This window comes from Bacillus glycinifermentans (assembly GCF_001042475.2).
GTDB lineage: Bacteria > Bacillota > Bacilli > Bacillales > Bacillaceae > Bacillus > Bacillus glycinifermentans.
Genome location: NZ_LECW02000045.1, coordinates 132,947 through 145,413, shown reverse-complemented (window position 1 = coordinate 145,413; position 12,467 = coordinate 132,947). Strand labels below are relative to the sequence as shown.

The 12,467-nt window shown below is 47.2% G+C and carries 11 protein-coding genes; 1 reads left to right on the top strand and 10 read right to left on the bottom strand.

Going from position 1 to position 12,467, the window contains the following annotated elements:
- Positions 1-20 precede the first annotated feature (20 nt).
- The 10 genes from fba to iolA all read right to left on the bottom strand — a co-directional run bounded on the left by fba (position 21) and on the right by iolA (position 11,287).
- On the bottom strand, positions 21-899 hold the full coding sequence (gene fba / locus AB447_RS20145; RefSeq protein WP_048354200.1) for a class II fructose-1,6-bisphosphate aldolase: 879 nt from the start codon (positions 897-899) through the stop codon (positions 21-23).
- Positions 900-919: 20 nt separating this feature from the next.
- Positions 920-1,756 (bottom strand): 2-keto-myo-inositol isomerase, encoded by an 837-nt coding sequence (gene iolI / locus AB447_RS20140; RefSeq protein ID WP_048354199.1) that lies wholly within the window; start codon positions 1,754-1,756, stop codon positions 920-922.
- Between the two features lie 63 nt (positions 1,757-1,819).
- Positions 1,820-2,683 (bottom strand): sugar phosphate isomerase/epimerase family protein, encoded by an 864-nt coding sequence (locus AB447_RS20135; protein WP_048354198.1) that lies wholly within the window; start codon positions 2,681-2,683, stop codon positions 1,820-1,822.
- A 16-nt stretch (positions 2,684-2,699) separates the two neighbouring features.
- Positions 2,700-3,734, bottom strand: a complete 1,035-nt coding sequence (gene iolG / locus AB447_RS20130) for a bifunctional inositol 2-dehydrogenase/D-chiro-inositol 1-dehydrogenase (protein WP_048354197.1) — start codon at positions 3,732-3,734, stop codon at positions 2,700-2,702.
- Between the two features lie 24 nt (positions 3,735-3,758).
- Positions 3,759-5,057 carry an MFS transporter gene (locus AB447_RS20125; RefSeq protein ID WP_048354196.1) on the bottom strand — a complete coding sequence of 433 codons (1,299 nt, stop codon included), beginning with the start codon at positions 5,055-5,057 and terminating at the stop codon, positions 3,759-3,761.
- Positions 5,058-5,069: 12 nt separating this feature from the next.
- Positions 5,070-5,972 (bottom strand): myo-inosose-2 dehydratase, encoded by a 903-nt coding sequence (iolE, locus tag AB447_RS20120; RefSeq protein WP_048354195.1) that lies wholly within the window; start codon positions 5,970-5,972, stop codon positions 5,070-5,072.
- Positions 5,973-5,985: 13 nt separating this feature from the next.
- Positions 5,986-7,899, bottom strand: a complete 1,914-nt coding sequence (gene iolD / locus AB447_RS20115) for a 3D-(3,5/4)-trihydroxycyclohexane-1,2-dione acylhydrolase (decyclizing) (protein ID WP_048406466.1) — start codon at positions 7,897-7,899, stop codon at positions 5,986-5,988.
- 28 nt (positions 7,900-7,927) lie between these two features.
- Positions 7,928-8,905 (bottom strand): 5-dehydro-2-deoxygluconokinase, encoded by a 978-nt coding sequence (gene iolC, locus AB447_RS20110; protein WP_048406465.1) that lies wholly within the window; start codon positions 8,903-8,905, stop codon positions 7,928-7,930.
- A 27-nt stretch (positions 8,906-8,932) separates the two neighbouring features.
- Positions 8,933-9,748 carry a 5-deoxy-glucuronate isomerase gene (gene iolB, locus AB447_RS20105; RefSeq protein WP_048354194.1) on the bottom strand — a complete coding sequence of 272 codons (816 nt, stop codon included), beginning with the start codon at positions 9,746-9,748 and terminating at the stop codon, positions 8,933-8,935.
- A 75-nt stretch (positions 9,749-9,823) separates the two neighbouring features.
- Positions 9,824-11,287, bottom strand: a complete 1,464-nt coding sequence (gene iolA, locus AB447_RS20100) for a methylmalonate-semialdehyde dehydrogenase (RefSeq protein WP_046130532.1) — start codon at positions 11,285-11,287, stop codon at positions 9,824-9,826.
- A gap of 409 nt (positions 11,288-11,696) precedes the next feature.
- On the opposite strand from iolA, the gene AB447_RS20095 reads away from it, so the two are divergent.
- The gene (locus AB447_RS20095; RefSeq protein WP_046130533.1) at positions 11,697-12,452 is read left to right on the top strand and encodes a DeoR/GlpR family DNA-binding transcription regulator; all 756 of its coding nucleotides are present in this window, start codon (positions 11,697-11,699) and stop codon (positions 12,450-12,452) included.
- Positions 12,453-12,467 lie beyond the last annotated feature (15 nt).

The following is a 12,467-nucleotide window of genomic DNA, read 5'->3' as shown; positions in this document are numbered from 1 at the left end:
ACTATGAAGCTGTGAGTGTTTTATACTTTCATTTCGCGGGCGCCTGCCGCTTTTCCGGCTGAACCGAATTCCCTCATTTTGTTTTTCACCGTTTCCTTTACGGCGCCGATCCCAGGCGTCATATAAGCGCGCGGTTCATATAAATCCAGGTTTTCCTTAAACATCGTGCGGGTTTTTTCTGTCCAGGCGACCATACATTCAGTATTGATGTTGATTTTCGCATGGCCGAGCCTGATCGCTCTTTCAATTTGATCAGCCGGGATTCCCGAAGCCCCGTGAAGAACGAGCGGAACGTCCGTCGCTTCCGAAATCTCCTCCATTTCCTTGAATCCAAGCTTCGGCTCGCCTTGATATTTGCCATGAACCGAGCCGAGAGCGGCCGCCAGCGCATCGATATCCGTTTCTTTGACAAGGCGGATACATTCATGCAGGTCGGCGTATTTCACCCCGCCGATAAGGCCGTCTTCCATACCGCCTACCGTGCCTACCTCGGCTTCAACCGAAACACCGTATAGCCGGGCATATGACACGACTTCTTTCGTCATGGCAATGTTTTCGGCGATCGGAAAATGCGAACCATCGATCATTACCGAGCTGAACCCCGCGTCAATCGCCTGTTTGCAGCGTTCAGCACTGCTTCCGTGATCAAGGTGCAGCACGACGGGAACGGTAATCGACAACTCTTCAACGAGCGCGCCGACCATGGCGGCAACCGTTTTGAATCCGCCCAAATAATCGATTAAGCGATCTGAGGCGGCCGCAATGACGGGTGAGCGTTCCTCTTCCGCCGCCTGTAAAATCGCCTTTGTCCACTGAAGGCCGTTAATATTAAACTGTCCGATTGCATAATGCTGTTCCTTTGCTTCTGTAAGAAGCTCCTTCATGGAAACGAAAGCCACGTTCACCCCTCCTTCTCGTGTTACATCTTAAAGTATTTTGAAACGACATCAACTGTTGTTTCCTTTGCGGTTTTAATCGTTTCTTCAGCGCTCATCTTATAATATTCCGGCCTGAACAGTTCAACAGAGACAACGTCTGAAAAGCCGATTTCTTTTAACGCGGATAAGTGTGCATCCAAATCAATGGCTCCCTGTCCCGGCCAAACACGGTCTTCATCTCTTAAAAAGCCGATCGGAAAATCCTCCGTGTCATCGATATGATAAATGAAGATTTTCTTGCCGTCCGCCTTCTTCAAATCCTCAAGACTTGAGCCCATTGCATGGAAGTGGAAGCTGTCAAACACAAGCCCGACATTATCACGGTTTACGGTGCTGACGATGTCATAAGCCTGTTTGAAAGTATTGACCGTACATTCCGGATGCCCGACAAACTCAAGAGCAATCTTAACGCCGTACGGCTCAGCGATGTCTGACAGCTCTGTCAGCACTTCGACGGAGCTTGCTTTAATATCTTCTTTTAAGATTTTTTGTTCGGTGACAAGCGGTACCGCGACCACGTATTTCACACCAAGCGTTTTGCATGTTTCCATCATGCCTTTAAATTCTTCGATGATTTCACGGTGCCCTTTTTCATCGCGGTTGTTGAAAAAGACAAGCGCATTCAAGGCCAGCGGCTTAATATGATGAGTTTGAAAATACTCGGCTAACTCTGAGAGAGAATGGTCTTTTAAATACTCAGGCAGCTTATCCATCGTCCGGATTTCGATATAATCGTATCCGTGCTTCTCACAGTATTCGAGATCTTTCGCAAGGTTCGAATTTTCGAGCGTGGTTGCTTCGTTAAAACATAGCTTCATTTTTGCGATTCTCCTTATCTCATAGTCAGGGAGCCGAACGCCCCCCGCCGGACTAAAAAGCCTTTACAGCCCTAATTCCTGTTTCAATTTTTCGAGCATGAATTTGCATGATTCATCCGCTTTATCAACCCAGGCGAAAACGGCATTTGTCGCAATTCCATCGAAGTTCATTTCTCTCAGCTTTCTGAAAATCGTATCAAAATCAACTTCGCCTTCACCGATGTTCAAATGCTGGTGAACCGTTACTTTCGCGTCCGGCGGATTGACGATGTAGCGCAGGCCATGCGCTGCTTTATGATTGAGGGTATCCGCAAATAAAACATGTGTGAGACGGTCGCCGGCTTCGTCAAACATTGTCTCGATATCGCCTTTTCCGTCATCATAGAAGAACGTATGCGCTGTCGAGTAAACAAGGTTGATCCAATCCCGGTCAAGAGCCCGGATCATATCCATCGCACCTTTGTGCGTTTCGATAAAATCGTATGGATGGGCTTGAAGATTGAGTTTAATGCCTTCTTTTTCAAAGACTGGAATAAGCTCATCCATGGATTTGATAAATTTCTCTTCGCAGACATAAGGCTCATACTTTGAACCGCTGAATTCGCTGTTCATCAAATCCACTTCAAGTTCAACCGCAATTTCGATCGCCCTTTTCCAATTGCGCACCGCTGCCTGCCGGCGCTCTTCATCAGGACCCGCCCAGTGGTAAAGAGGAAGGAGAGATGAAAGCTTAACACCTGTATCCCTTAAAAGCCGCTTGAGTTGTTTGATCTTTGCTGAATCGACTTTCGGATATTTATAGAATGGACAAAAATCCTCGCGCGGCGATAGTTCGATATATTCGTAGCCAAGCTCCGCCGTTTTATAGACCATTTCCTCCAAAGTTAAATCATCTCGGTACATCGATGGGTCCAATGCCAATTTCATATTTTTTCACTCCCTATTATTTTTTTACAGTTGTAAACGATTGATAGAATTCCGGTTTCTCTTGGAGCGCTACAGCCTCTTTCTGCCCGGATTCCTGAGCTTTTACGCAAGCGTCCGTTGTCACGGCAGCGATATAACCATCCCATGCATTCGGTCCGCTGACCTCGCCTTTCTGTTGAATCGAATCAATGAAGTCTTGAATTTCCACATCGTACGCATCCACAAAGCGGCGCTGCCAATCCATCAGGATATCTGTAGAGAATTTCCCGTCTTTTCTCAAAGAAATGCTTGACGGTTCAGGAAGCCTGATGATGCCGTCTTCCCCGACGATCTCACACTGAATGTCGTAGCCGTATTTGCAGTTGACATAGATTTCCGCATTAATAATGATCCCGCCTTTTGTCTCAATGACAACAATTTGCGGATCCCGTAAATGAGGAAGTGCATTTTTCGATTTTTTCGGATAGATTACTTGGACAGACTCATAATCATCATCGATCAGCCAGTGCAGGACATCGATTTCATGAACAAGCGTATCAACGACAGCCATATCTGTCGTGTAGTTTTCCGCTACAGACGGGTTGCGGTGCGCACAGTGGATCATCAGCGGCTCGCCGATTACCCGGTTGTCGATCGCTTCTTTCAGTTGAACGTAACCGCTGTCATAACGGCGCATAAAACCGACTTGCACGAGGCGTTTTCCCGCTTTGATTTCCTCTTCGACAATGCGCATGCATCCTTCGGCGGTTGTTGCGAGAGGCTTTTCGCAAAATACATGCTTCTTCGCTTTAATGGCTTTTAAGACGCTGGCCTCGTGAGCCGGTCCCCAGCTTGTCACTAAAACCGCATCTACATTTTCGGCTGCGATCAGGCTGTCGTCATCCGGATAGACTTTGGCATTCAAGCTGTAGTCACTTACGACTTGTTGAGCTGCCTCTTTATTCACATCTGTAACCGCAACGATTTCTCCGCCGGCTAATTTATTCGTAATGCGGTTGATATGCTCCTTTCCGATTGCTCCTGTACCAATAACACCTATGTGTAATTTCATTGATAGCCACTCCTTCAAAAGTAGTTACATAATTTTTCTTGTTTGTACTTGTTCAGCTTGAGCTGGCGGAGTTCCGTACAGTTCTTCCTGAATTTGTTCAAGCGATTTGCCGGATGTATTCGGTGCGAATGCGAGCCCGATGATCATGCTGACAGTGACACACCCGAGGAGAATAGCAGCCATGACTCCAATGCCCATATTCGAGATGATCATCGGGACAAAAAGGCTCCAGGCTCCTATTGAGATACGAACAAGAAAGAACATCAATCCTTGTGCAGATGCACGGTACTCTGTAGGAAAGATCTCGCTTGCCCATAATTGGTAGTTAGCCTGTTGTCCGGCTCCGTTGTTAATGCCGATCATCACGATAAACAGAACGAGAATCGGCAATCCTTCTACCGGAAGCAGAAACAACGACCAGCCGATGACGGCCATTGATGCCGCAATACCAAAAACCGTCTTTCTATATTTGTCTGCGAAAGGCATGAATATAAAAGCGACGCCAAGCCCGGTGAAAATAAACAGCCCCATCTGCAGAATGTTTGCCATGTTTGCCGAAACACCGCCGACTTGCTGATAAATGTAAGGCATAAAGAATCCCATCACGCCGGCCGCCAGATTCCAGACCAAGTACACGCCCATTAAAAACAGAATGCTTTTTAAAAACTTAGGCTGAAGCAGATCCAAATAAGAAGTTTTGCGAATGACTTGCACCGTCTCGGATTTATCCTGCCAGGCGTCAGATTCCGGCAGTTTCATCCGAAGTACATAAGTGATCAATGCAATAACAAGCAGATGTGCAAAGACAATCTTATTGCCCAATAAGCCAAACCCGCCCAGCAATACTGACAGCAGGAGGACGACAACCGCTCCGGCAGCCCAGGCGACTTGGGCAACGCCGCAGTGGCGGGCCCTGTTTGTTTTCGGAGCATTCTCCGCGATAATCGTCCAAGAAGCTGTAATATCAGCTCCGACTGATAAACCAATGATAATGTAACCGCTTAACAAAATAGGGAAGTTGAAGCCGAATAAAACAAGACAGATCCCCAGCGCATAAATTAACATGCTGTTCGTATAGACAGCCTTGCGCCCGATTTTGTCGGCAAGAAACCCGCCGAGCAGCGCTCCGATTGCTGCTGAGATGGCGTTTGCGCTCAACGCGCCGAGCAGTCCGATCTGTGTATCCGTAAGCTTTAAATAACTGACCCATAAAGATAAACCGGCTGATCCTGCTACAATGGAACCCGCGTCGATGTAATTTGCCAAAGCTGCTGCTATGGTTCGTTTATTGAATGGTGAAACTGCTGCATTTCCATTGCTCAATGTAAAGCCCCCTTAATTGGTTGCTGCGGGATTTAACAAATGACGGTCGATATATTTTCTGGCGATCAGCGCGTATTCTAGAGGATTTGCAACTTCAGGATCCTGCTCGGCTTCTACGACGATCCATCCGGAATAGCCGTGCTTTAAAAGCGTTTGATACACTTCCGTAAAGTCGATGCAGCCGTCACCGGGAACTGTGAACATGCCTTGCAAAAACGATTGCCTGAACGATTTTCCTTCCTCTTTGCATTTCTTCATGACATTAAGTCGGGCGTCTTTAAAATGCACGTGCTTGATACGGTCAATATGTTTTTCAAGGATATTGATGTAATGACCGTCGGAAATATAGGCATGCCCCGTATCATACAGAAGGTGAACGAGCGTCGGATCAGTGCCTGCCATCAGGCGGTCGACTTCCTCTTCCGTCTGCACCCCCGTCCCGAGATGGTGATGGTAAACAAGCTTGAGCTGATATTCGCCGGCGATTTCCCCGAGATGATTCATCCCTTCGCAAAGCCGCTGCCATTCTTCATCAGAAAAATGCGGCTTTTCTTTAAACACGTTCTTATCCAGTCCCTGCACACTGTACGTTTGTTCAGACACGACCGCAACATCCGCATGGACTTCCTTCAAGTACTGGCAGTGGGCCTTAAATTCTTTGGCAGCTTCTTCAATGCCGTCGCGAAGAATAAAGCTGCTGAACCACTTCCCGGCAATCCTCAGATTTCTCAATTCGAGCTCTTTATTTAAAATCGCCGGTTCCGGGAAAAAGCCCCCAACCTCAGTGCCTTGAAAGCCTGCAACGACGATATCGCTCAGCAAATGCTGAAGGGTATTGCCCGCTCCGATTTCCGGAATATCATCATTCCGCCATCCTATGGGGGCGATGCCCCATAGAATTTCCGATTTGACCATCCTGGTGCCTCCTTTAATACTGCTTTGCAGATTCGAGCATTTTTTCTTTGGCTTCATACGCTTTTTGAACGCTTTCCTGTTCTGAAACCTCTGCAACACCTACGTGCCACCAGCTGTCATAGCCGTCTGTCATCGTCTTGGGCAGCACTTTCATTTCGATCAAAGTTGAAACATCTTGTTTCTTCGCATCTTCAATCGCCGCTTTTAGCTCCTCGACCGTGTTGGCGCGGTACGTTTTGGCGCCGTAGCCTTCGGCAACCTTTGCATAGTCCACATTCAGAATCCGGTTATCCTCTGTTCTGAACTCGCAATAATAGCTGCCGCTTCCATGGTCCATCTGCAGGTTATTGATGCAGCCGAAGCCTGAGTTGTCAAAGAGCAGGACATTGATTTTTTGGTTGTATTGAATGGCTGTAATCAGTTCGGAGTGAAGCATCAGAAAACTTCCGTCCCCAACCAGTGAATAGACTTCTTTATCCGGATGGGCCAATTTCAGTCCGAGCGCGCCCGATACTTCATATCCCATGCATGAATAGCCGTATTCCAAGTTGTACGTATTCGGCACGTTTGCATGCCACAACCGCTGCAGGTCGCCCGGAAGAGAGCCCGCTGAACAAATGACGACGCTGTCTGGATCAACCGTTTCATTGATGGCGAGCAATGCCGTTGTTTGCGGCAGTTCGGTTTTCAGTTCATCTGCATATTCGTTCATCACTTCTTGGGAAAAGTGATTTTTAATTTCAGGCGTAAAGCTTTCGCGCTTAAATGTTACTTTGCTTAGGCGGTCGCGTTCAGCCAGCCATTCGTCTTTCAGCTCCTTGATGGTTGAACCGAACTCGCTACTGTAGCCTTCCAATAAGCCGTGCAGCTTGCTGAGCGACAGTTTCGCATCCGCGACAACCTGGAAAGCATCCAGTTTATACGCCTGCATTCTGCTGACATTGATGTTCAAAAATTTTGCGTTGTCAAAGTCAAAAGCCGTTTTGGAGGATGTTGCAAAATCGGTGTATCTCGTGCCGATTCCGATGATCAGATCGGCCTGGCGGGCGGCTTTGTTAGCTGCCAGTGTACCTGTGATCCCCATTCCTCCCAAGTTGTTGGCGAAATCGGCTTCTACCGTAGATTTTCCGGCCTGGGTTTCAACCAGCGGAATGTTGTATGCTTCAGACATCGCGATTAATTCGTCGCGCGCGCCGGAATACTTCGCACCGCCGCCGACTAAAATAAGCGGTTTTTTGCTTGATTTGATCAGCTCTGCCGCTCCCTTTAGCTCGCGTTCGCTCGGCTCCATGCGGTCGATGTAGTGAACGCGCTTCCGGAAGAAGCTCTCATCAAAATCAAATGCTTCGCCTTCAACGTCTTGAGAAATGCAAATCGTTGCCGGGCCAGCTTTTGCGGGATCTGTCATCACTTCAAAAGCGCGGATCAAACTGCTCATCAACTGTTCGGGGCGCGTAATACGATCCCAATACCGCGAAACCGGCTTTAATGCATCGTTTGTCGTGATCGCCGCGCTGTATTCTTGTTCAACTTGCTGAAGAACCGGATCGGGCTGTCTTGTCGCAAATGTATCAGCCGGAATCAAGAGGACGGGAATGTTGTTCGCAAGCGCCGTACCTGCGGCGGCCACCAGGTTAGCCGCTCCCGGTCCAACCGATGTCGACACGGCATATATCTTCCTTCTCAGCATCTGCTTGCTGTAAGCCATTGCCGCATGTGCCATTCCCTGTTCATTTTTGCCTTGAAACACCTTTAAGTGGCCGGCATCCTGTTCAAGCGCCTGACCGATTCCAACGACGTTTCCATGTCCGAAAATTGTGAAGATTCCTTCGACAAACGGTGTTTCTTCGCCGTCAAAATTGATATACTGCTGGTTCAAGAACTTAATTAACGCTTGTGCCGTTGTTAAACGTATTTTCTTTCTCACAAACGATCCCACCTTTATTCGTTCTTTTTTAAGACTGTGCCGCAATAAGCTGTTCGATTTCTTCAACAGTCGGCATGGCTTCTGATGAGCTATGCTTGCTGACGACAATAGAGGCTGAGGCGCTTCCGTATTTCAATGCGGTTTCGATTGTCTTTCCTGTCACAAGGCCGTAGATAAAGGCCGAAGCATACGAATCGCCCGCCCCGAATGTTTTCAAGACCTTCGTTTTATAAGCTTTTGCACGGAAAACCTCACCCGATTTGCTGTAGGCGTATGAGCCGTCCACACCGTGCTTGATGACGACGAGGTCTGCAGAGTGCCCGAATAAATGTTGGACAGACTCTTTGTTGCTTCCCCGGCTCTTGTTTTCCATTACGTCAAATTCATCGCGCGTACCGATAACGATGTCAGACTGCTCGGCAACCAGCGTATAGTAAACCGAGGTCTCTTCCGGTGATGTCCATGTATACGGGCGGTAGTCAAGCTCAAATACGACTTTGACGTGATGTTTTTTTGCAAGGTTCACCGCTTTTAAAACCGCTTCGCGCGACGGACTTTTTGCCAGTGCCGTACCGGAGACAAGGAGCATCTTCGATTTGGCGATGTAGCCTTCGTCTACCTCTGAAGGTTCGAGGTAAAGGTCGGCAACATCATCCCGGTACATTAAAATGCTGCACTCTTCGGGGCTTTTGATTTCCGTAAAGGCAAGGCCCGCCTTATGCCCCTCTTTGTCAACGACCATTTGAGAGGTGTCGACGCCCGTTTTTCTCATATATGATTCTATAAATCTGCCATGCTGGTCATCCGGAATCTTGCCGATAAAGCCGGCTTTCAATCCCAACTTTGAGCTGCCGATCGCAATGTTGGCCGGCGAGCCGCCGACATACTTCGAAAACGTCATCGTTTCTTCCATCGGCCGGTTGTATTCGACAGCGTTCAAATCAATGCATGCGCGGCCGATCGCCACAATGTCAAATTCCTTCTCCTCGTTAAACGTATATTTCATCTTCAACAGCCACTCCTCGCCTGATTGTTAGCGTTCCAGAATCCATTCATGATCTGGATCGTTATGAAACTTCCACTTGCGCACAGGTCCTGCCATGACATTTAAATAGTAAGATGTATAGCCGTCAGGAACCCCCACCGGATGATATCCCGCCGGCACGATGACAACGTTTTCATTCTCGACGGTCATCGTCTCGTCAATGGAGCGGTCATCCGTGTACACGCGCTGGAATACAAAGCCCTGTGCAGGGTCAAGCTCATGATAGTACGTTTCTTCTAAAAACGATTCTTCTGGCAGATTGTCTTGATCGTGTTTATGCGGCGGATAACTGGACCAGTTTCCGCTTTCGGTGTAGACTTCGACGACCAAGAGGCTGTTCGCCGAAGGGTCTGAATCGGGAAGAATGTTATGGACGGTCCGTTTGTTGCTAAATTTTCCACGGTGCTCAATGCCGTTGTCTTCCGCTTTAATCAATTTCGTCGGCAGCTGTTTTTCTGAAGGGGAATAACAAAGGGCGATTCTCGCCTTTGTAACCGCTGTTACTTCAAACGTGCGGTCATTTGACACATAGACGCTGTCCGTCGGTTTTTTTTCAAACACGCTGTCCCTCGTGCCGATGTTCTCAAATGTCACATCTCGATCAGACACCGTAATTTTTCCGGTAACCGCGACGATGCAGCATTCCTTTTTGGTTAATTCCTCCGAGTAGCGGGCGCCGGGTGCGAGATCGATGACTTTAAATTCCACATATTGAAGATCCGAATTTGACGTTTTGACTTCGTGTACAACCTTCACGCCTTGAGAAAGCTCAACCGCCTGCGGCTTGCGCAGCAAATGACTCATTGAAACAGCCTCCTTTTTATATCTTGAAACATGGACCGAACAGCGCGGGATTCACGCCGTTCGGAAATGATCTGTTTAGTTGAAATCAGGCGCCGGATATCTTGCAGTTACGACTTTTTTGCGCGTATAGAAATCGACGCTGTCTTTTCCGTTAGCATGCAGCGTTCCAAAGAACGATGACTTCCAGCCTGAGAATGGGAAGAATGCCATTGGAGCCGGAACGCCAAGGTTGATCCCGAGCATGCCCGCATCAATGTTTTCGCGGAAATAGCGGATCGCGTTGGAATTTGAGGTAAACAGGCATGCACCGTTTGCAAATTCAGATTTGTTGGCGATCTCAATCGCTTCTTTTAAGTTTTTCACGCGGATAACCGACAGAACCGGCGCGAAAATTTCGTCTTTCCAAATCGTCATATCGGTTGTCACATTGTCGAAGATCGTCGGGCCGACGAAATAACCTTCGTCAGATACGTTTCCGCGTCCGTCACAGACGAGTCTGGCGCCTTCTGCAATCCCTTTTTCGATATATCCGAGCGTGCGCTTTCTGTTTTCTTCGCGAATGACCGGGCCTAAGAATACACCGTCATCCAAGCCGTTTCCGATTTTGACTTCGGACGCTTTCTCAACCAATTTTTCCATAAATGCATCGGCGATATCTTCCTCTACGGTTACAACCGCACAGGCCATGCAGCGTTCTCCGGCAGAACCGAAGGCTGCGCCGATGATATTTGTCACCGTATCCTCGAGGTTGGCGTCGTTCAGCACAATCGTATGGTTTTTGGCTCCCGTCAACGATTGAACGCGTTTCAAATGCTCGCTTCCTTTTTTATAAACATACTCTCCGACCGGTTTGGAGCCGACAAATGAAATTGCTTTAATTTCCGGGTGCTCCAAGATGCCGTTGACGACATCATGCGCGCCGTATACCACATTGAATACGCCTTTTGGAAGTCCGGCTTCTTCAAACAGCTCAACCAGCTTCTCCGTCAACAGCGGCGTGCGCTCGGACGGTTTCAAAATAAACGTGTTTCCTAAAGCAATCGCCATCGGGAACATCCAGCACGGAACCATCATCGGGAAGTTGAACGGGGCAATTCCGCCGACGACACCAACCGGATAGCGATAGTTTGCCGCTTCAACGTCAGTTGCGATCGTTGCGAGCGAATCACCCATCATTAAAGACGGAGCCCCCGCGGCAAATTCGACATTTTCGATCCCGCGTCCCACTTCGCCAAGCGCTTCTTTTGTGTTTTTTCCGTTTTCGATCGTGATCAGGCGGGCAAGCTCTTCTTTATGCTGAGTCAAAAGCTGGTGATAGTTAAATAGGATTCTCGCCCGGCGCGGCACGGCTATTTTCGACCAAGTTTTGAACGCTTCCGCCGCTGTTTGGGCGGCGTATTCTATATCCTCCCGCGTGGAGATCGGCACCTGGCACAGTACTTCTTTCGTTGCAGGATTGACGACATCTTCGTATTTATCGGTTTTGCTTTCAACCCATTCGCCATTAATATAGTTTCTTAACTTTCTGATTTCTGCCATTCTTATAACCTCCTTAATTATTAATCCTCTGGTACAGATAGGGCGTCATAGACGGCATGCATGACCGATTCGAAAAAAATTAAACGCTTACAAAAAAACAACTAACTTCGCTACAATAAAAGAACCGAAAACGATATGTAAAGCCTTTTTAAGCTCAACATTTCATAAAAATTATCACGTTTTGGTCACTTCTTGGTTATATTCTAATCCGATCATACCCATAAGTCAATCATTAAAAAAATAAATTTTTCCTTGAAAATCTTAGTATAATATATGTGTAATAATATGGAATACAGCCAATCCTTGCAAAAAATAATCACCAATGTTATCATTTCTTAAGCAATTATTGATTAACTCTTGGTTTTTATCTATATTTTAATTAAAGATTCCATGAAGGAGATTTTAAAATATGAAATTGATGCGGATAAAGGAGATGGAAGAGTATATTTTGACAAATGGCACCGTTTCATTAGACGAACTGTGCCAGGTCTTTAATGTTTCTAAAAACACGGTCAGACGCGATATCAACAAATTGACTGAGAAAGGGGTTATCAAAAAGGTATACGGCGGCGTGACGGCGATTGAAAAAACGGTTTTGATCCCTTTCGAAAATCGCACAATCCAAAATAAAGACGCCAAAACGAAAATCGCACATTACGCTTCACGGTTTATCGAAGATCACGATCTCGTCTTTATCGATTCCGGGACGACGACGCGGTCCATTTTAGAAACGCTTGATCCAAATAAAAATGTAACCGTTTTAACGAACAGTCTTGATATTATCAATGCCGCGGCAGCCTTGAAAAACATAAACCTTATTATCATCGGCAGCAACTTTAAGCGGAAAACGCAGTCCTTTGTCGGGATGGATGATCCGGGGACATTGGATAAATACAACATCAACAAAGCCTTCATGTCGGCCACAGGAGCAACTTTGACACACGGGCTGACAAACTCCGATTTGCTCGAATATGAAATCAAAAAGAAGATTTCTGAAAAAGCAAAGGAAGTCTATTTGCTGGCTGACCACTCCAAATTCGGCAAATCAACCTTGCTGACGTATGCGCGCTTTGACAGGCTGCACGCCATTGTAACATCCAAGCCTCTTGATGAGGATTACAATCAGTTCTGCCAAGAGCATAAAATTGAAATCCATCTTGCATAGCGTTTATAGTGAAAG